At 68.8% G+C, this 17,243-nt stretch carries 21 protein-coding genes; 17 read left to right on the top strand and 4 right to left on the bottom strand.

Annotated features, from left to right (window positions below):
- From EV683_RS08125 to EV683_RS08080, 10 genes are all read left to right on the top strand, one after another.
- Entirely contained in the window at nucleotides 1–954 is a 954-nt protein-coding gene (locus tag EV683_RS08125; protein WP_131862450.1) for a D-2-hydroxyacid dehydrogenase, read from the top strand.
- 174 nt (nucleotides 955–1,128) lie between these two features.
- Nucleotides 1,129–2,451 carry an NAD(P)/FAD-dependent oxidoreductase gene (locus EV683_RS08120; RefSeq protein ID WP_066612793.1) on the top strand — a complete coding sequence of 441 codons (1,323 nt, stop codon included), beginning with the start codon at nucleotides 1,129–1,131 and terminating at the stop codon, nucleotides 2,449–2,451.
- Nucleotides 2,448–3,197 (top strand): DUF1365 domain-containing protein, encoded by a 750-nt coding sequence (locus EV683_RS08115; RefSeq protein ID WP_131862449.1) that lies wholly within the window; start codon nucleotides 2,448–2,450, stop codon nucleotides 3,195–3,197. The genes EV683_RS08120 and EV683_RS08115 overlap by 4 nt, the downstream gene beginning before the upstream one ends.
- Nucleotides 3,194–4,417 carry an SAM-dependent methyltransferase gene (locus tag EV683_RS08110; RefSeq protein WP_066612787.1) on the top strand — a complete coding sequence of 408 codons (1,224 nt, stop codon included), beginning with the start codon at nucleotides 3,194–3,196 and terminating at the stop codon, nucleotides 4,415–4,417. The genes EV683_RS08115 and EV683_RS08110 overlap by 4 nt, the downstream gene beginning before the upstream one ends.
- Entirely contained in the window at nucleotides 4,386–4,913 is a 528-nt protein-coding gene (locus EV683_RS08105) for a chalcone isomerase family protein (protein ID WP_131862448.1), read from the top strand. The genes EV683_RS08110 and EV683_RS08105 overlap by 32 nt, the downstream gene beginning before the upstream one ends.
- Nucleotides 4,910–6,139: an MFS transporter gene (locus EV683_RS08100; RefSeq protein WP_131862447.1), complete on the top strand. Its 1,230-nt coding sequence runs from the start codon at nucleotides 4,910–4,912 to the stop codon at nucleotides 6,137–6,139. Before EV683_RS08105 ends, EV683_RS08100 begins: the two co-directional genes overlap by 4 nt.
- Nucleotides 6,136–6,705: a DUF3833 domain-containing protein gene (locus tag EV683_RS08095; RefSeq protein ID WP_131862446.1), complete on the top strand. Its 570-nt coding sequence runs from the start codon at nucleotides 6,136–6,138 to the stop codon at nucleotides 6,703–6,705. Before EV683_RS08100 ends, EV683_RS08095 begins: the two co-directional genes overlap by 4 nt.
- Nucleotides 6,702–7,478, top strand: coding sequence for an SDR family NAD(P)-dependent oxidoreductase (locus EV683_RS08090; protein ID WP_207910425.1), 777 nt, complete (start codon nucleotides 6,702–6,704; stop codon nucleotides 7,476–7,478). The genes EV683_RS08095 and EV683_RS08090 overlap by 4 nt, the downstream gene beginning before the upstream one ends.
- On the top strand, nucleotides 7,475–7,888 hold the full coding sequence (locus EV683_RS08085) for a nuclear transport factor 2 family protein (RefSeq protein ID WP_131862445.1): 414 nt from the start codon (nucleotides 7,475–7,477) through the stop codon (nucleotides 7,886–7,888). Before EV683_RS08090 ends, EV683_RS08085 begins: the two co-directional genes overlap by 4 nt.
- 30 nt (nucleotides 7,889–7,918) lie before the next feature.
- A complete protein-coding gene (locus EV683_RS08080) occupies nucleotides 7,919–8,827 on the top strand; it encodes a MerR family transcriptional regulator (protein WP_066612781.1) in 909 nt (302 codons plus the stop codon).
- A 67-nt stretch (nucleotides 8,828–8,894) separates the two neighbouring features.
- Here the strand turns inward: EV683_RS08080 and EV683_RS08075 are convergent, their stop codons facing one another.
- Nucleotides 8,895–9,368, bottom strand: a complete 474-nt coding sequence (locus tag EV683_RS08075) for a DUF1841 family protein (protein ID WP_066612780.1) — start codon at nucleotides 9,366–9,368, stop codon at nucleotides 8,895–8,897.
- 52 nt (nucleotides 9,369–9,420) lie between these two features.
- Between EV683_RS08075 and EV683_RS08070 the strand changes: the two genes are divergently transcribed.
- The gene (locus EV683_RS08070; protein WP_131862444.1) at nucleotides 9,421–9,909 is read left to right on the top strand and encodes a glutathione peroxidase; all 489 of its coding nucleotides are present in this window, start codon (nucleotides 9,421–9,423) and stop codon (nucleotides 9,907–9,909) included.
- A 60-nt stretch (nucleotides 9,910–9,969) separates the two neighbouring features.
- On the opposite strand, the gene trmB is transcribed toward EV683_RS08070, so the two are convergent.
- The gene (trmB, locus tag EV683_RS08065; RefSeq protein ID WP_131862443.1) at nucleotides 9,970–10,650 is read right to left on the bottom strand and encodes a tRNA (guanosine(46)-N7)-methyltransferase TrmB; all 681 of its coding nucleotides are present in this window, start codon (nucleotides 10,648–10,650) and stop codon (nucleotides 9,970–9,972) included.
- Nucleotides 10,651–10,727: 77 nt separating this feature from the next.
- On the bottom strand, nucleotides 10,728–11,603 hold the full coding sequence (locus EV683_RS08060; protein WP_131862442.1) for an SDR family oxidoreductase: 876 nt from the start codon (nucleotides 11,601–11,603) through the stop codon (nucleotides 10,728–10,730).
- A gap of 39 nt (nucleotides 11,604–11,642) precedes the next feature.
- Here EV683_RS08060 and EV683_RS08055 point away from each other — a divergent pair, with 39 nt between their 5' ends.
- The gene (locus EV683_RS08055; RefSeq protein WP_131862441.1) at nucleotides 11,643–12,677 is read left to right on the top strand and encodes a CDP-6-deoxy-delta-3,4-glucoseen reductase; all 1,035 of its coding nucleotides are present in this window, start codon (nucleotides 11,643–11,645) and stop codon (nucleotides 12,675–12,677) included.
- 244 nt (nucleotides 12,678–12,921) lie between these two features.
- Nucleotides 12,922–13,095 (top strand): DUF3149 domain-containing protein, encoded by a 174-nt coding sequence (locus EV683_RS08050; protein ID WP_082824191.1) that lies wholly within the window; start codon nucleotides 12,922–12,924, stop codon nucleotides 13,093–13,095.
- 66 nt (nucleotides 13,096–13,161) lie between these two features.
- Here EV683_RS08050 and EV683_RS08045 read toward each other — a convergent pair whose 3' ends face one another.
- Complete coding sequence (locus EV683_RS08045) at nucleotides 13,162–13,713, bottom strand: adenine phosphoribosyltransferase (protein ID WP_207910424.1); 552 nt, start codon at nucleotides 13,711–13,713, stop codon at nucleotides 13,162–13,164.
- Nucleotides 13,714–13,842: 129 nt separating this feature from the next.
- On the opposite strand from EV683_RS08045, the gene EV683_RS08040 reads away from it, so the two are divergent.
- From EV683_RS08040 to rpoZ, 4 genes are all read left to right on the top strand, one after another.
- Entirely contained in the window at nucleotides 13,843–14,229 is a 387-nt protein-coding gene (locus EV683_RS08040; protein WP_131862439.1) for a hypothetical protein, read from the top strand.
- Between the two features lie 492 nt (nucleotides 14,230–14,721).
- Nucleotides 14,722–16,101: an NCS2 family permease gene (locus EV683_RS08035; RefSeq protein WP_066612763.1), complete on the top strand. Its 1,380-nt coding sequence runs from the start codon at nucleotides 14,722–14,724 to the stop codon at nucleotides 16,099–16,101.
- Between the two features lie 189 nt (nucleotides 16,102–16,290).
- Nucleotides 16,291–16,920: a guanylate kinase gene (gene gmk / locus EV683_RS08030; protein ID WP_481764293.1), complete on the top strand. Its 630-nt coding sequence runs from the start codon at nucleotides 16,291–16,293 to the stop codon at nucleotides 16,918–16,920.
- 76 nt (nucleotides 16,921–16,996) lie between these two features.
- The gene (gene rpoZ / locus EV683_RS08025) at nucleotides 16,997–17,203 is read left to right on the top strand and encodes a DNA-directed RNA polymerase subunit omega (RefSeq protein WP_066612758.1); all 207 of its coding nucleotides are present in this window, start codon (nucleotides 16,997–16,999) and stop codon (nucleotides 17,201–17,203) included.
- Nucleotides 17,204–17,243 lie beyond the last annotated feature (40 nt).

The raw sequence follows: 17,243 nt of genomic DNA, 5'->3' as shown, positions 1-17,243 counted from the left end.
ATGACCCCTTTGAACATCGTTTTCGTCGATCGGGACAGCTTGCCTGTCCCGATTCCCGTTCTGGGCTTTCCGCACGTCTACCGTGAATACCCGGCAAGCCGTCCCGAGACCTTGGCCGAGCGCCTCGCCGACGCCGACATCGTCATCACCAACAAGGTACCGTTCGACGACGCCACGTTGGCCGTGCTGCCGCGGCTCAAGATGCTCGCGGTGGCCGCCACCGGCGTCAACATGATCGATCTTGCGGCCTGCGAGGCGCGCGGTGTCGCGGTGGCGAACGCGCGCCACTACGGCGACGAGGCGGTAGCCGAGCACGCCTTCATGCTGATGATGGCGCTGATGCGCAATCTGCCGGCCTACCAGCGCGACGTGGCCGCCGGTCTGTGGGCGAGCTCGTCGCAGTTCTGCCACTTCGGTGCACCGGTGCGCGACCTTGCCGGCGCGACCTTGGGCCTCGTCGGCTCCGGCGGCATCGGCCAGGCGCTGGCGGCGCGCGCGCGCGCCTTTGGCATGACGGTGCTGTTGGCCGAGCGCAAGGGCGTCGCCTCGGTCCGCGACGGCTACACCGCCTTCGACGAGGTGCTGGCGCGTGCCGACGCGATCTCGCTGCATTGCCCGCTGAACGACGCGACCCGCCATCTGATCGGCGAGGCCGAATTGCAGGCGATGAAGCCCGGCGCGGTGCTGATCAACACCGCGCGCGGCGGCCTGGTCGACGAGGTCGCGCTGGTGGCTGCGCTCAAGTACGGGCAACTCGGCGGCGCCGGCTTCGACGTGCTGAGCGAGGAGCCGCCGCGCAACGGCAATCCGCTGCTCAAGGCACGGCTGCCGCATCTGATCGTCACGCCGCACGTGGCGTGGACCAGCCAGCAGGCGATGCGCGCGCTGGCCGCGCAGGTGGCCGAAAACATCGAGGCCTTCGTCGGCGGCGAGGCGTTGAGACGGGTCGTATAGCGAGGGCAGGGCGGTAAGGTTTTCCGGCAGGGGCGGGCTGCGCGAGCGGGCCCGCTTTTTTGTTTTCTTATTTTTGTATAATACAAAATATTGACAAATAACCGGGGTGATCGGATAAAGAAGCATGCGGTGGTCCTTCGCACCGTGTCCTGCCATCGTCGGAGGTCGCCGACTATGAATATCGCCGTCATCGGTTCCGGCATCGCCGGTTTGTCGTCCGCCTGGCTGCTCAGCCGCGCCGGCCATCGCGTCACCCTGTTCGAGGCCAACGACTACGTCGGCGGGCACAGCAATACCGTCGACGTGACGCTGAACGGCCTGAGCGCGCCGGTCGATACCGGTTTCCTGGTTCACAACGACCGCACCTATCCGAACCTGATCGCGCTGTTCGAACACTTGGGCGTGGCGACCCATCCCAGCGAGATGAGCTTTTCGGTCAGCCTCGACAAGGAAGCGCTCGAATGGGCCGGCACCAGCCTCGCGACGCTGTTTGCGCAGCGGCGCAACCTGGTGAGGCCGCGTTTTTGGGGCATGCTGGGCGACGTGCTGCGCCTGCATCGCAGCGCGCCGCGCATGCTCGACGAGGCCCGGCGCAGCGGCGAGACGCTGGGCGAACTGCTGGCGCGCCACCGCTTCGGTGCACCGATGCGCGACTGGTATCTGTACCCGATGTGCGCCGCGATCTGGTCCGGCTCGACCCGTCACGTCGCCGACTTCCCGGCCGCGACGCTGTTCGAGTTCTGCGCCAACCACGGCCTGATGCAGCTCTTTGGCCGGCCGCAGTGGCGCACCGTGCTCGGCGGCGCGCGCGAATACGTCGCGCGCATGGTCGCGGCGGTCGCCGACGTGCGCGTGTCCTGTCCGGTCGAGCGCGTCGTGCGCGACGCGGCGGGTGTGACGCTGCGCAGCCCGCGCGGCCGCGAGCGTTTCGAGCAGGTGGTGCTGGCCTGCCACGCCGACCAGGCGCTGCGCATGTTGGCCGAGACTTCGGACGCCGAATACGCGGTGCTGTCGGCGATCCGCTACCAGCGCAACCGCGCGGTGCTGCACGCAGACGTCTCTTTCCTGCCCGGCCGCCGTGCCGTCTGGGCGGCCTGGAATTACCGCATGGCCGAGGGCGGCGTCAGCGAGGCGCCGAGCATGGTCAGCTACCTCATCAACAAGCTGCAGCCCTTGCCGTTCGCCTCGCCGGTGATCGTCACGCTCAATCCCTACCGCGAGCCCGAGTCGGTCTGGCAGAGCTTCGACTACGAGCACCCGGTGTTCGACTCGGCGGCCATCGCCGCGCAGCGCCGGCTTGCCGAACTGCAGGGGCGGCATCGCACCTGGTACGCCGGCGCCTGGGCCGGTTACGGTTTCCACGAGGACGGGCTGAAGGCGGGCATGGCGGTCGCGCAGGCGCTCGGCGCGCCGGTGCCGTGGTTGTCCGCCGGCGGCAGCGCACCCGTCGAGGGGCTCCGTGCGCTCGGGAGCGCGGCGGTCCGGGAGCCGGCATGAATGCCTGCGTGCGGCTGTTCCGCGGCACGGTGTGGCACGCGCGCCACGCGGTGGCCGAGCACGCCTTTCGCTATCCACACGGCTGGATCGCGGTGGCGCTGCCGCAGGCCGACGAGCCCGTCCTGCGTCTGGGGCCGGCGCTCAGTTGGCGGCGCGAGCACCACGGTCCGTGCGACGGCGCGCCGTTGTGGCCGTGGCTGAGCGAGCGCTTGGCCGAGCAAGGGCTCGCCGCGGCGGCGCGCGCCGAACTGCACACGATGCCCGCACTCTTCGGCCGGGTGTTCAACCCGGTCAGCTTCTACTTCGTCTACGACGAGCGCGACGCGCTGGTCGCGCTGTGGGCCGAGGTGCGCAATACCTTCGGCGAGCGGCACGACTACTGCCTGCGCCGCCCGGACGGCGGGCCGATCGGGCCGGGCGACAGCCTGGTGGCGGTCAAGCGCCTGCACGTCTCGCCCTTCTTCCGGGTCGAGGGCCGCTACCGTTTCCGGGTGCGCGACCCGCGTGACGGGGCCTGCGTCGTCCGGATCGACTATGGCCGGGAGGAGGGGAGCGCCGACTTTTCCGCGACTCTTTCCGGTCGCGCGCGTGTCTTGACTAAGCTGGGATTAATCGCCCCCTTGTGTTCGAGTGCGCTCGTGCTGCTGCGCATCCATTGGCAGGCGCTGCGCCTGGGCTTCAAGCGGGTGCCTTTCTTCGGAAAACAGGGTCGTCCGTCCGACACCACGGCAAGGAGAGCAGGATGAGCTCCGATTCGTCCCCCCGTTCGCCCGCCATCGTCGCGCCGCTGCCGCCGGCGGCGGCGCGCGCGTTGTTCGCCACGCTGGCGCGTATCGAAACCGGCGAGTTGCTAGTCTGCACGCCCGACGGCGCGCGCCACCGCTTCTGCGGCCACCGGCCGGGCCGCCGTGCCGAGCTGACGATACGCGACTGGCGTGCGGTGGGCCGCATCATGCTATCGGGCGACATCGGGTTGGCCGAGGCCTACCGCGACGGTCAGGTCGACAGCCCGCACTGGAGCACGCTGATGGCGCTGGCGCTCGCCAACGAGGCGGCTTTCAGCAGGCCGATCCACGGCCGGCTGCTCGGCACGCTCGCCTACTGGCTGCGCCACCTGCGGCGCGCCAATACCCGTCGCGGCAGCCGTCGCAACATCCACGCCCATTACGACCTGGGCAACGCCTTCTACCGCCTGTGGCTGGACTCGACGATGAGCTACTCGTCGGCGCTGTTCGACGGTCAGCCGCAGCGCTCGCTCGCGTCGGCGCAGGAGGCCAAGTACGAGCGCATTCTCGCCCGGCTCGACCCCAAGCCCGGCGCGACGTTGCTCGAGATCGGCTGCGGCTGGGGCGGCTTCGCCGAATACGCGATCCGGACCCGCGGCGTGCAGCTGACCGGCATCACGCTGTCGACCGAGCAGCTCGACTACGCGCGCGCGCGGCTGGCGCGCGCCGGGCTGGCCGGCTCGGCCAGGTTCGAACTGGCCGACTATCGCGACGTCGGAGGCCGTTACGACCACGTGGTGTCGATCGAGATGATCGAGGCGGTCGGCGAGCGCTGGTGGCCGACCTACTTCGCCGTGCTGCGCGAGCGGCTGGCGCCGGGGGGCCGCGCGATGGTGCAGGGCATCACCATCGCCGACGAGCACTTTCCGCGCTACCGGCGCGGCACCGACTTCATCCAGCAATATATCTTTCCGGGCGGCATGCTGCCGTCGCCGTCGGCGCTGGCGCGTGCGATCGCGGCGGCCGGTCTCGAACTGGCCGACCGCTTCGCCTTCGGCCACGACTACGCCGAAACGCTGCGCCGCTGGGCGCGGGCCTTCGAGGCGGCGCTGCCGCGGGTGCGCTCGCTGGGCTTCGACGAGGATTTCGTGCGGCTGTGGCGTTTCTACCTGGCTTATTGCGAGGCCGGCTTTACGGCGGGGCGAACCGATGTCTGGCAACTGGAAATCCGTCGTCCTTAGCCTGGCGCTGCTGGCGGCGCCGGCGTGGGCGCAATTGCCCGCGGTGCTCGAGGCGCGCGAGCCGGCGCTCGTGGCGCGCGGCAGCGGCGCGATGCGCTGGCTGGGGCTGAAGCTCTACGACGCGACGCTCTACACCGAGGCCGGCGCGCCGTTTTCCTGGGAGCGCCCGTTCGCGCTCAAGCTCAGCTACGCGCGCGACGTCGACGGCGCGGCGATCGCGCGGGTCAGCCGCGACGAGATGGACCGTTTCGGCCAGAGCGAGGCCGAACGCACGCGCTGGTACGCGCGCATGAGTCGGCTGTTTCCCGACGTGCGGCGCGGCGACACGATCATCGGGCTGATGGACGGCGCCGGCGCGGCGTTCTGGCACAACGGCCGCTACCTGGGACGCATCGACGAGGCGGCCTTCGCGCGCCGCTTCTTCTCGATCTGGCTGGACGAGGCGACCCGCGAGGCGCGCCTGCGCGAGGCCCTGCTGGGCAGGGGGGCGCCATGAGGGCGCGCGACCTCGCCTGCGCCGGTGCCGGCGCGCTGCCGCTGGCGATGGTCGCGTTGCCGGTCTACGTCCACGTGCCGGCCCTGTACGCCGAGCGCCACGGCGTGCCGCTCGCGGTGCTCGGCGGCGTGTTCTTCTTCACCCGCCTGATCGATACCGCCCAGGACCCGCTGATCGGCTGGTGGCAGGACCGGCTCGGCCGTGCCGCGCGCCTTGCCGCCGTCGGCGCCTTCGCCGTGCTCGGCCTGGCCGGCTTCGTCTGGCTGGTCGCGCCGGTCGGCGGCGGCCTGCTGTGGCAGCTCGCGCTCAGCCTGCTCTGCGTCTACACCGCGCACGGCTGGCTCAATATCGCGCTGCTGCGCTACGGCGCCGCGCTCGGGCGCGACGAGCCGACGCGCTTGCGCGTGGTCGCCTGGCGCGAGGGAGCCGGCGTGATCGGCGTGCTGCTGGCCGCCGCGCTGCCGGCGTGGCTGGCCGGCCGCTACGGTCAGGACGCCGGGCTGCTGCTGTTCGCGGCGCTGCTGGCGGCCGGCGCCGTCTTGTCGCTACTCGCGCTGCTGGCGGCGCCGGCCGAGCCGCCGAGGTTGGCCGAGCCTGGCTCGTGGCGCGCGGTGCTCGCCGACCGCGCCTACCTCGCGCTGTTGGGGGTGCTGTTCCTGAACGCGCTGGCGATGTCGCTGCCGGCGACGCTGGTCAACTTCTTCGTCGCCGACGTGCTCGCGGCGCGCGAGCTGAGCGGCGCCTTCCTGCTCGTCTACTTTCTCGCCGCGGTCGCGAGCCTGCCCGGCTGGGTGTGGCTGGCCGGGCGCGTCGGCACGGTGAACGCCTGGCTGGCCGGTCTCGCGCTCGCCGTCGCCGGTTTCGTCGCCGTGCCGTGGCTGGACGCGGGAGACGCGGCGGCCTTCGTCGCGGTCTGCGCGGCGACCGGCGTCGCGCTCGGCGCCGACCTCGCGTTCGCGACCAGCCTGGTCGCGCGCGCGATCGGTCGTGCGGTCGACGGCTCCGGCGGCGCCTATTTCGGCGGCGTCAGCCTCGTCAACAAGCTGGCGCTGGCGCTGGCGGCCGGCGTCGCGCTGCCGCTGGTCGACTGGGCCGGCTACCGTCCGGGCGATCCGTCCGGCGCCGCGGCGCTGTCGTTCTGGTACGCCGCCTTGCCCTGCGCGGTGAAGCTCGCCGCCGTCGCCGTCCTGGTGCGTTCGCGCCCCCTGCTGGAGGTCGCCCGATGAAAACCGACCCGTTCCGCCCCTCTCTTCTGCCGCGCCGCTGGTGGCCGGTTGTCGCGCTGTTGCTGCTGTTGCCCGCCGGTTGCGGCAGCGCGCGGCTCGACGACTACCGGGGCACCCGCCCCCAGCTCGACCTGGTGCGCTACTTCGACGGCCCGATCACCGCCTGGGGCATGTTCCAGGACCGCTCGGGCAAGGTGATCCGGCGCTTCACGGTGCAGATCGACGCGCACTGGAAGGGCGACACCGGCACGATAGACGAGCGCTTCGTCTACGACGACGGCGAACGCCGCCGGCGGGTGTGGACGGTCAAGAAGGGGGAGAACGGCGAGTACACCGGCACCGCCAGCGACGTGGTCGGCGTCGCGCGCGGCAAGACGGTCGGCTACGCGCTGCGCTGGGCCTACACGCTGAAGCTGCAGGTCGGCGACAAGGAGTATGAGGTCGACTTCGACGACTGGATGTACCAGGTCGACGCCGCGACGATGATCAACCGCTCCGAGATGAAGAAGTTCGGCCTCAGGCTGGGCGAGGTGACGCTGTTCTTCCGCAAGGGGCCGCGGCCGTGAGCCTGAACCCGCCGATCGCAGACTGGCAGGGCCGGCGCGTCTGGCTGGTCGGCGCGAGCCACGGCATCGGCGCGGCGCTGGCGCGGCGGCTGGCCGGGCGCGGCGCGCAGGTCGCGGTATCCGGCCGTAGCGAGGAGGCGTTGGCCGAGGTCGCGGCTGCCCGCATGCGGGTGCTGCCGCTGGACGTGACCGACGCGGCGGCCTGGGAGGGCGCGGCGCGCACGCTGGCCAACGAGTGGGGCGCCGTCGACCTGACGGTGATGCTCGCCGGCGACTACCGCGCGGTGCGCGCCTGGGAGCTCGACGCGGCCACCGCGCGCCGCCTTGTCGAGGTCAACCTGCTGGGCGTGATGAACGGCGTCGCGGCGCTGATGCCGCTGACGACGGCGCGCGCCGACGCCGGCGACTGGGGCATCGCGGTGGTCGCGAGCCTCTCGGGTCTGTGCGGGATGCCGAACGCGCTGGTGTACGGCGCGACCAAGGCGGCGCTGGTCAACTTCGCCGAGACGCTCTACTTCGACCTCGCGCCGCGCGGCGTGCCGGTCTACCTGGTCAACCCCGGCTTTGTCGCCACCCGGCTGACCGCCGGCAACGACTTCGCGATGCCCGGGCTGCTGACGCCCGAAGCGGCCGCCGACGCGATGATCGCCGGCTTCGAGGCCGGCGACTTCCACATCGCCTTCCCGCGCCGCTTTGCACGCCAGGTCAGGCTGATGGCCAAGCTGCCCTACCGCGCTTACTTTCCGCTGCTGCACAAGGTGACCGGACTATGAACGATCCGCTCGACACGCACCTGGCCTGGTTCGAGGCGCTGACGCCGGCGTCGCTGACGGCGATCGACCGCGTCTACGCGCAAGGCGCGCGCTTTCGCGACCCCTTCAACGCGCTCGAGGGGCGCGACGCGATCGCGCGGCTGTACGCGCGCATGTTCGAGCGGCTCGACGCGCCGCGCTTTGTCGTGCGCGAACGCCTGCATGACGGCCGGCGCGCCTTCGTCACCTGGGATTTCGAATACGGCCCGGCCGGGCGCCGGCACGGTCTGCACGGCGGCACGCTGTTTGTGCTCAACGAGGCCGGGCTGATCGCCGAGCACCGCGACTACTGGGACGCCGCCGAGGGCGTGTACGAACGCGTGCCCATCGTCGGTGGCCTGCTTCGGTGTCTCAAACGGCGCATGGCATAATCGGGCGCTTTGATTCTGGCGGGAGGGAAGATGGCTGGGAACGAGGGGCTGATCGGCCTGCCGATCGCCGCCGTCGAGCGGGAAACCGGCATTCCCAAGGAGCTGCTGCGCATGTGGGAGCGGCGCTACGGCTTCCCGGCGCCGGCGCGCGACGCGGCTGGCGACCGGGTATACACGGCCGGCGAGGTCGACAAGCTGCGTCTGGTCCGGCGCCTGATGGACATGGGGTTCCGGCCGGGCAAGCTGGTGAAGTTGTCCGACGCCGAGTTGGCCGAGCTCGCCGTCGCCAACCGGCCCGAGCGGCCGGTGCCGGAGATCTGCGCCGGCTTCGTCGAGCGGCTCACCGGCCACGACGCGCACGCGCTGCGCGAGCTGATGCAGCGGCGCCTGCTGGAGCTGGGGCTGCGGCGCTTCGTGACCGAATTCCTGCCGCACGCGAACACCGTGGTCGGCGACGCGTGGATGCGCGGCGATATCCAGGTGCACGAGGAGCACCTCTATACCGAGGAGGTCAAGCGCCTGCTGCGCGAGACGCTGGCGGCGATGCCGGTCCCCGGCGCGCCGCCGCGCGTGATGCTGACCACCTGTCAGGGCGAGGGGCACTCGATCGGCCTGATGATGGTCGAGGCCATCTTGCGCCTGTCCGGCGCGCAAACCATAGGATTCGGCACCGAGCTGCCGCTGGCGGACATCGCGGCGGCGGCGGCCAAGCACCGGGTCGACGTGGTCGCCTTGTCGTTCTCGGTGGCGTACCAGGGCGCGCCGCTGGACGAGGTCGCGCGCCTGCGGCCGCTGCTGTCCGACACGACCGAGGTCTGGATCGGCGGCGGCGGTTGCGTCGGGCTCAAGAGTGCGGCGCCTTGGTTGCGGCTGATGGGCTCGCTCGAGGCGATCGACGTCGCGCTCGACGACTGGCGCGCGCGGCGGAACGCGACCTGAACACGGGGCTGGTCCGGACGGACAAACGCCCGGCCTTGGCCGGGCGTTGTCGCGTCGGGGCCGCGGCTCAGTCGATGTCGCCCGGATTCGCGCGCGGCACGTCCTCGGCGCCCAGGCCGAGCCGGCCGCGGATGCAGGTCAGGTACAGGTTGACGTCGGGCATGCCGCCGTTGCGCTGCGCGTGCCAGATCATCTCGGCGAGGCATTCCATCATCTCGTGCTGGGCGGCGTGGCGCGCATCGTGCCGGCGCGCGAGCGCGTCGTGCAGCGCGCGGATGCCGAAGGGCTGGTCGATCGACAATTGTTCCTCGATCGCCAGGTGCAGGCCCATGTGCAGGAAGGGGTTGGTGTCGCCGTCCTCCGGCCGCCACTCGCGTTCTCCATAGCGGTCGGGATTGTCTACGATGGGATGGTATTCGGGGTGCTCGATCAGGATCGACAGCGTGAGCTTTTCCAGATCGGTCAGCGGATCGCCCGCCTTGTGCTTGCGCCAGGTATCGAAGAAGAACTGGCGCGCGTCCTGACGGCTGGGAGTGAACATCGTGTAAAAACCGAGTAAAAGACTCGGGAAATTATAGCGATGGAGGAATGCGATGACTACGCTTTACGACTTTGACGCCGAGCGGCTGTCCGGCGAGTCCGAGGCCCTCGCCGACTACCGCGGCCGCGTGGTGCTGGTGGTCAATACCGCCAGCGAGTGCGGCTACACGCCGCAGTACGAGGGGCTCGAAGAGCTGTACCGGCATTTCGGTGCCGAGCGTTTCGCGGTGCTCGGCTTTCCGTGCAACCAGTTCGGCGGCCAGGAGCCGGGCAGCGCCGCGGCGATCGCCGAGTTCTGCAAGCGTCGTTTCGACGTCAGCTTCCCGCTGTTCGCCAAGGTCGACGTCAACGGCCCGGCCGCGCCGCCGCTGTGGCGCTGGCTGACCGGCGCCGACAGCCCCTACCCGCAGCCGGTGAAGTGGAACTTCACCAAGTTCCTGATCGATTCGCAGGGGCGGCTGGTCAAGCGCTACGAACCGGGCGTGCGGCCGCACGAACTGGTCGACGACATCGCCCGGCTGGTGCCGCCCGACGCCGTCTGAAAAAGGCTCGGCCAACCTCATCGGGTTGGCCGAGCCTTTTGCCTTGCGGGCGGACGACGCTCAGCGGCGTTCGAACACCAGATCCCACACGCCGTGGCCGAGGCGGATGCCGCGCTGCTCGAACTTGGTCAGCGGGCGGTAGTCCGGGCGCGGCGCGTAGCCGTCGTGGCGGTTGGCAAGCTCAGGCTCGGCCGACAGCACCTCCATCATCTGCAGCGCGTAGTCCTCCCAGTCGGTCGCGCAGTGCAGGTAGCCGCCGGTCTTGAGCTTCTTGACCAGCTTGGCGACGAAGGGAGTCTGGATCAGGCGGCGCTTGTTGTGGCGCTTCTTGTGCCACGGGTCGGGAAAGAAGATGTGGATGCCGTCGAGGCTGCCGTCGGCGAGCATGTGGTCGATCACCTCGACCGCGTCGTGGCGGATCACGCGCAGGTTGGCCAGCTCCTTCTCGGCGATCAGCTTGAACAGGTTGCCGACGCCCGGCGAATGCACCTCGACGCCGAGGTAGTCGTTGCCGGGCAGGGCCGCGGCGATCTCGGCGGTCGCGCCGCCCATGCCGAAGCCGATCTCGAGGATCTTGGGCGCGGCGCGGCCGAAGGCGGCGTCAAGGTCGAGCGGCGCGGGGCGGTATTCGATGCCCCAGCGCGGCATGCCCTCGTCGATGGCGCGTTGCTGGCTCGGCGACAGGTGACCCTGGCGCAGCACGAAGCTCTTGATATGGCGTTGAAAAGCCGGGTTTTCCATGGCGTTGGCGGATGGCAGCGTAAAAAAACGGCAATGTTACCGAATCGTCCGCCGCGGCGCGAGTCGCCGCGCGGCGCTCAAGCCTGGCCGAGCCCGCGCGCGAGCCAGTCGTGCACGCTCGGCCACGCCAGTTCGACGCCGAGTTCGTGCCGAAGGCGCGCGTTCGACACGCGGCGCGATTCGGCGAGGAAGGACCACAAGGCCGGCGATACCGCCTGCCGCACCGCGTCGCGCGGCAGCCGTGGCGGGCGCGGCAGGCCGTGCGCGTCGGCCAGCGCGTCGAACCAGTCACCCATCGCGCACGGCGCGTCGTCGCAGGCGTTGTAGACGCGGATGCCGGCAGGGCGGGCGAGCGCGGCGACGCAGATCGCCGCCAGGTCGTCGGCGTGGATGTGGTTGGACCAGGCGTCGTCGCCCGACTCGATGCACGGCGTGCCGGCCTTGAGCCGCTCGAGCGGCAGCCGCTCGGCGGCGTAGATGCCGGGCGCGCGCAGGATGGTCAGGGCGGCGCCGTGGCGCGCGGCGAAGGCGCGCAGGCGCGTCTCGGCGTCGAGCCTGCGCCGCGCGCGCGCGCTGCCCGGGCGCGTCGGCGCGGTTTCGGCTATCCAGGCGCCGCCGGCGTCGCCGTAGACCCCGGTGGTGCTGATGTAGACCCAGCGCTGTGGTATGCTTGCGCCTTTTCCCAGCGCGGACAACAGCTTGCGAACGCGCGGGTCGACGTCGCCGGACAGCGGCGGCGGCGCGGTGTACAGCACCGCGTCGGCGAGGTTCGCGACGCGCGCGAGCGAGGCGGCGTCGTCGAGGTCGGCCCGCACCGGCAGCACCCCCAGCGCACGGGCGCGCGCGGCGGCTTCGTCGGAGCGCGCGAGCGCCAGGATCCGCCAGCGGCGGGCGAGGAGGGGCAGGGCGCGGCGGGCGACGTCGCCGAGGCCGGCTATCAGCAGGGTTCGCATGCCGCGCATTTTAGCGATCTTTTGAAGTAGAGGAACGAGATGACGTGTCAGGTCAAGGTGCTCCCGAGCGGCCACGGCTTTGCGGTGGCGGCGGGTGAAACGCTGCTGGAAGCGGCCCTGCGTCAGGGCATTGGCTTGCCGTACGGCTGCCGCGACGGCGCATGCGGCGCCTGCAAGGGCAAGGTGGTGTCGGGTGTCGTCGAGCACGGCGCGCACCAGGAAAAGGCGCTGACCGACTCCGAGCGCGCGGCGGGCTTCGCGCTGTTCTGCTGCGCGCGCCCTGCCGAGGGTCAGGCCGAGATCGCGATCGAGGCGCGCGAGGTGACCGGCATCGGCGACATCCCGATCAAGACGCTGCCCTGTCGCGTCGAGTCGATCGTCAAGGTCCACGACGTCGCCATTCTCAAGCTCAAGCTGCCGGTGTCCGAGCGCTTGCAGTTCCGCGCCGGCCAGTACATCGACATTCTGATGAAGGACGGCAAGAAGCGCAGCTTCTCGATCGCCAACGCGCCGCACGACGACGCCTTCCTCGAATTGCACATCCGCAACCAGCCGGGCGGCAGCTTCTCCGAGTACGTGTTCAACACGATGAAGGAGCGCGAAATCATGCGCTTCAAGGGGCCGATGGGTTCGTTCTTCCTGCGCGAGGAGTCGGACAAGCCGATCGTGTTCATCGCCAGCGGTACCGGCTTCGCGCCGATCAAGGGCATCGTCGAGCACGCGATCCACAACGGCATCACCCGACCGATGGTGCTGTACTGGGGCGCGCGCACCAAGGCCGACCTCTACATGGCCGAGCTGGCCGGCTCGTGGCAAGAAAAGCTGCCGGGCTTCTCGTTCATCCCGGTGCTGTCCGAGGCGCTGCCGGAAGACAACTGGACCGGCCGCACCGGCTTCGTCCACCAGGCGGTGCTCGACGACTTCGACGACCTGTCGGGTTACCAGGTCTACGCCTGCGGCGCGCCGGTGATGGTCGAGGCGGCGCACAAGAGCTTCACCGCCGAGCGCGCCCTGCCCGAGGAGGAGTTCTTCTCCGACGCCTTCTTCCTCGCCAAGGACCTCGGCCAGAAGTAAGCTCGGCCAACCTTGAACCGCCTTTCCGCCCCGCCCTGTGCGGGGCTTCGTGTTTGGGGCAGGGTTTTCCGGATTGCTGCGGAATGTGTGAAACGACGGCTTTGAAGGCATGGCCGCGCCGTCTTTGGCATGCTTATGATGCTTGACTTGGGTCAAGGCCGGGTGCGGCCCGCCTCCTTATCCTGCAGTGGTATCCATACACGAAGCCGGTCGCGAGACCGGCGATGCGGGAAAGGGCAAGACCATGGAATTGTGGAAAGAGCTGCTGTCGTCCTACGTGGGCATTCTGAGCCTGCTCACCATCGTCGTCGCGACCGGCATGGTCAGTTATTGCGTGTGGTTGTTCATCAGCAAGGCGCGCGAGGCCGAGGAGGCCGAGCGGCGGCGCGCCCACCGGCAAGGCCCGCAGGCGGGCTGACCCGACAGCGAGCACCTAGGCAGAACGGCCGCCCCGAGGGCGGCCGTTTTCGTTGCCGGTATCGAGCTACTCGCCGTCGAAGCTGCATACGGTGTAGAGCGGCAGGCCGGCGGTGCGGATCAGCTCGCCGCCCTTCAGTTCGGGCAACTCGATGATCGCGGCGGCCTCGACCACCTCGGCGCCGAGCTTTTGCAGCAGCTTGTAGCCGGCCATCATCGTGCCGCCGGTCGCGACCAGGTCGTCGACCAGCACGACGCGGTCGCCGGCGCGACAGGCGTCGGTGTGCATCTCGACGGTGGCGTTGCCGTACTCGAGTTCGTACTCCTCGGCCACCGTGGTGAACGGCAGCTTGCCCTTTTTGCGAATCGGCACGAAGCCGAGGTTCAGTTCGTAGGCGAGCACCGAGCCGATGATGAAGCCGCGTGCGTCGAGCCCGGCGATCAGGTCGACGTCGGCGTCCATGTAGCGGTGCACGAACACGTCGATCAGCAGCCGGAAGGTCCTAGGGGTTTGCAGCAGCGGCGTGATGTCGCGGAACATCACGCCCGGCTGCGGCCAGTCGGGCACGGTGCGGATCGCGCTCTTCAGATGGGTGGCGTAGTCGAAGGAGGTTGGCATGGGCAACTCGTCGCGGCCGGCGAACGGCGCAGGAAAGGAAAACCCTGCCAGTCTAGACTAAAAGCCATGCCACGGCCGCCAGCAGCGCGTCGGCTTGGTCTGCCGGGTGCGGGGCAGGTGGGGTATGCGATGCCCGGCGAAACGGGTGGGGCGGCCGCGCCCGTGCTTTGCTTTATAAAAAGAGACTGTGAAGGCGCTTTTTCTTGCGCGAGCCGGGTGGTCGTTATTTCTTTTTGTTTTGTATTGTCAGGCTGTTATCGCCAAGTTTGTCGATATGCGACCGCTACGGCGGCGGAGGGGGCAGCCATCCGCGCCGCCGAAGCGGCTTTTCTGGCGGCAATTCGGGTGGCGATGGCGGTGACGGCTCGGGTGATGGGTGATTTTGCAACATATTTTTGTGCAATTTTTGCCGAATTTGTGCGTGTTTTTCCGTGTTTTGGCGATTTTTTTCGTGGCGGTGGCCCGCGAAACGGCCGGGCACAGAATCGGTTGTGCAAAAAAGTATCTTCCTTGTAAGATAAGTTCACGACTCGGCGCCCGACTAGGGTTGGCCGATCAACCCGAGGTGTAACGGAAACCAACGATAAAAAGAGTTCCGTTCGGGAGCGTGTTCTGCAAAGAGAAAGAGAGGGTCGCGACCGCTTGGCGGCGCCGACCGTCCAGGAGGAGAAAACTCGTACCGTCCCGCATCGGGATGGCGCGCGTCCGCGCCGCGTCGGCGGCGTGGGTGGCGATGTCGCGGCGTGCCTGATACGGGCGCTGCGCTTGTCCTTGTCCCTCCTGCGCTTTCCCTTCTGCTCGCTTCAGCCCAAACTATCGGGGTTGTTTGCGGGGGTGATCCCTCCGTGCCGCTCCGGTTGCAATTGCAAACTGCAGGGAAAAAGAGAAGCGCGGGCCGCATGGCTTTGTCTGACCTTTCCCTTGTTCACAAACACGTAAGACATGAGAGCAAACCTGATGACGGACGGATTGCCGGCCGTTTCAGCACGCTGATAAAGGAGCTGTATCATGAATGAACAAGATTGCCAGCCGTTGACTGGTGCCGGGGTGGGGGCTTCTGCGGGCAGAGGCAAACTCGATCAATATTTCCAGATCACCGCGCGCGGCAGTACGCAGCGCCAAGAGGTGATCGCGGGTGTCACCACCTTCCTGGCGATGGTCTATTCGGTCATCGTCGTGCCGGGCATGCTGGGTGAGGCGGGCTTCGACAAGAGCGCGGTGTTCGTCGCCGTGTGCCTGACCACCGCCTTCGGCTCCCTGTTGATGGGGCTGTGGGCCAAGCTGCCGCTGGCCGTCGGCTGCGCGATCTCGCTGACCGCCTTCACCGCCTTCGGTCTGGTGCTCGGCAAGGGTCTGTCGCCGCAGGTGGCGCTGGGCGCCGTGTTCCTGATGGGTGTGGTATTCACCGCGATCACCGTGACCGGTGTGCGTACCTGGATCCTGCGCAACCTGCCGGCCGGCATCGCGCACGGCACCGGCGTCGGCATCGGTCTGTTCCTGCTGCTGATCGCCGCCAACGGCGTGGGTCTGGTGATCAAGAATCCGCACCCGGGCCTGCCGGTGCACCTGGGCGACATCACCGCCTTCCCGGTTTACATGTCCCTGCTGGGGCTGGCCGCGATCTTCGGCATGGAGCGCCTGCGCGTGCCGGGTGGCATTCTGCTGGTGATCGTCGCGATCTCGCTCGTCGGCCTGGCCTTCGACCCGGCGGTGAAGTTCTCCGGCGTGTTCGCGATGCCTAGCCTCGGCGCTGCGGGTCAGTCGCTGATCGGTTCGATGGACATCCAGGGCGCGCTGACGGCCGCCGTGATCCCGAGCGTGCTCGCGCTGGTGATGACCGCCATCTTCGACGCGACCGGCACCATCCGCGCCGTCGCGGGTCAGGCCGGCCAGCTCGACAAGGACGGCCAGATCATCAACGGCAACAAGGCGCTGACCACCGACTCGGTGAGCTCGATCTTCGCCGGCTTCTTTGGTGGCGCCCCGGCGGCTGCCTATATCGAATCGGCCGCCGGCGTGGCCGCCGGCGCCAAGACCGGCCTGACCGCCGTGGTCGTGGGTCTGCTGTTCCTGGTGGTGATCTTCTTCTCGCCGCTGGCCGCCCTGGTGCCGTCGTACGCGACCGCTCCCGCGCTGATGTACGTCGGCCTCCTGATGCTGGGCAGCATCAGCAAGCTGCACATGGACGACATGATCGACGCGATGGCGGGTCTGGTGTGCGCGGTGTTCATCGTGCTGACCTGCAACATCGTGACCGGCATCATGCTCGGCTTCTGCACCCTCGTCGTCGGCCGCATCGTCGGTGGCGAATTCAAGAAGCTCAACGTCGGTACCGTGCTGATCGCGGTGGCGCTGGCGGTGTTCTACGCGGGCGGCTGGGCGATCTGATCGCGCCCCCGTCCAAAGGCGCGGCGGCAGCGTCGCGCCGGGCAAGTCTCACCCTCCGCCTTAGGGCGGAGGGTTTGTTTTTTTGCCCGGGCGGCGGCGCGGCCTGGCTTGGGATTTTCCCGTGTGCGCTTATTCAGCGGGGACGGTTGTGGTATTCTGAAAAATTAATCTTTACAGACTATCGCAACGATCATGGCCAAGCCCGGTGGTAACATCTATATCGTCACGGCCCCGTCCGGCGCCGGTAAAACCACGCTGGTCGCCGCCTTGCTCGCCGCCGAACCCGGTGTGAAGCTGTCGGTCTCCTACACGACGCGTGCGCCGCGTGAGGGCGAGGTAGACGGCGTGCACTATCATTTTGTCGATCGCGACGCTTTCCTCGCGCGCCTGGAACGGGGGGAGTTCCTCGAGCACGCCGAGGTCTACGGCCGCTACTACGGCACCAGTTCGCTGTGGATTCGCGAAAGGTTGGCCGAGGGCGACGACATCCTGCTCGAAATCGACTGGCAGGGAGCGCAGCAGGTGCGCGAGGCCTTCCCCGAGGCGATCAGCATTTTCATCCTGCCGCCGTCGCTCGACGAGCTGGAGGCGCGCTTGCGCGGCCGGGCGACCGACAGCGACGAGGTGATCGAGCGCCGCCTCGCGGTGGTCCGCTCCGAAATCGACCACGTCGGCAATTTCGAGTACGTGTTGGTCAACGACGACATCGAGGTTGCCAAGCAGGACCTGATCAGCATCATTCGCGCCGAACGCCTGCGCGCGACTAAGCAGCTGACCCGCCACGCGGCGCTGATCGCGTCGATGAAGACCGCGCCCTGATCGGGGTGCTTGGTCGATACGCCGGTTTTTTATATAGTTTTCGCCTGAACGGCGGCTTTACATTCAAGGAACGACAATGGCCCGTATTACCGTTGATGACTGCCTCGACCGCATCGAGAACCGCTTCGACCTGACCCTGGCCGCCGCCTACCGCGCGCGCCAGCTGGCGTCCGGCGCGACCGCCTTCGTCGAGGGCGGCCGCCACAAGCCGACCGTGGTCGCGCTGCGCGAGATTTCCGCCGGCCACGTCGGCAAGGAAGTCCTGAACCGCGGCAAGGCCTGATCGGCCCATCCGTCCCGGCACGCTCATCCCTTCGCTTGCA

It is taken from the genome of Crenobacter luteus, from assembly GCF_004345725.1.
Classification (GTDB): domain Bacteria; phylum Pseudomonadota; class Gammaproteobacteria; order Burkholderiales; family Chromobacteriaceae; genus Crenobacter; species Crenobacter luteus.
This window is presented reverse-complemented; position numbering and strand designations above follow the sequence as displayed.

What these genes read in the sequence shown, in the direction of transcription:
- EV683_RS08055 (WP_131862441.1), top strand. Translation starts at nt 11,643, where the DNA reads ATGACGTGTCAGGTCAAGGTGCTCCCGAGCGGCCACGGCTTTGCGGTG.
- trmB (WP_131862443.1), bottom strand. Translation starts at nt 10,650, where the DNA reads ATGGAAAACCCGGCTTTTCAACGCCATATCAAGAGCTTCGTGCTGCGC.
- EV683_RS08035 (WP_066612763.1), top strand. Translation starts at nt 14,722, where the DNA reads ATGAATGAACAAGATTGCCAGCCGTTGACTGGTGCCGGGGTGGGGGCT.
- EV683_RS08125 (WP_131862450.1), top strand. Translation starts at nt 1, where the DNA reads ATGACCCCTTTGAACATCGTTTTCGTCGATCGGGACAGCTTGCCTGTC.
- EV683_RS08080 (WP_066612781.1), top strand. Translation starts at nt 7,919, where the DNA reads ATGGCTGGGAACGAGGGGCTGATCGGCCTGCCGATCGCCGCCGTCGAG.
- EV683_RS08120 (WP_066612793.1), top strand. Translation starts at nt 1,129, where the DNA reads ATGAATATCGCCGTCATCGGTTCCGGCATCGCCGGTTTGTCGTCCGCC.
- EV683_RS08060 (WP_131862442.1), bottom strand. Translation starts at nt 11,603, where the DNA reads ATGCGAACCCTGCTGATAGCCGGCCTCGGCGACGTCGCCCGCCGCGCC.
- EV683_RS08040 (WP_131862439.1), top strand. Translation starts at nt 13,843, where the DNA reads ATGCCCGGCGAAACGGGTGGGGCGGCCGCGCCCGTGCTTTGCTTTATA.
- EV683_RS08100 (WP_131862447.1), top strand. Translation starts at nt 4,910, where the DNA reads ATGAGGGCGCGCGACCTCGCCTGCGCCGGTGCCGGCGCGCTGCCGCTG.
- EV683_RS08075 (WP_066612780.1), bottom strand. Translation starts at nt 9,368, where the DNA reads ATGTTCACTCCCAGCCGTCAGGACGCGCGCCAGTTCTTCTTCGATACC.
- EV683_RS08110 (WP_066612787.1), top strand. Translation starts at nt 3,194, where the DNA reads ATGAGCTCCGATTCGTCCCCCCGTTCGCCCGCCATCGTCGCGCCGCTG.
- EV683_RS08045 (WP_207910424.1), bottom strand. Translation starts at nt 13,713, where the DNA reads ATGCCAACCTCCTTCGACTACGCCACCCATCTGAAGAGCGCGATCCGC.
- EV683_RS08095 (WP_131862446.1), top strand. Translation starts at nt 6,136, where the DNA reads ATGAAAACCGACCCGTTCCGCCCCTCTCTTCTGCCGCGCCGCTGGTGG.
- EV683_RS08050 (WP_082824191.1), top strand. Translation starts at nt 12,922, where the DNA reads ATGGAATTGTGGAAAGAGCTGCTGTCGTCCTACGTGGGCATTCTGAGC.
- EV683_RS08070 (WP_131862444.1), top strand. Translation starts at nt 9,421, where the DNA reads ATGACTACGCTTTACGACTTTGACGCCGAGCGGCTGTCCGGCGAGTCC.
- EV683_RS08105 (WP_131862448.1), top strand. Translation starts at nt 4,386, where the DNA reads ATGTCTGGCAACTGGAAATCCGTCGTCCTTAGCCTGGCGCTGCTGGCG.
- EV683_RS08115 (WP_131862449.1), top strand. Translation starts at nt 2,448, where the DNA reads ATGAATGCCTGCGTGCGGCTGTTCCGCGGCACGGTGTGGCACGCGCGC.
- rpoZ (WP_066612758.1), top strand. Translation starts at nt 16,997, where the DNA reads ATGGCCCGTATTACCGTTGATGACTGCCTCGACCGCATCGAGAACCGC.
- EV683_RS08085 (WP_131862445.1), top strand. Translation starts at nt 7,475, where the DNA reads ATGAACGATCCGCTCGACACGCACCTGGCCTGGTTCGAGGCGCTGACG.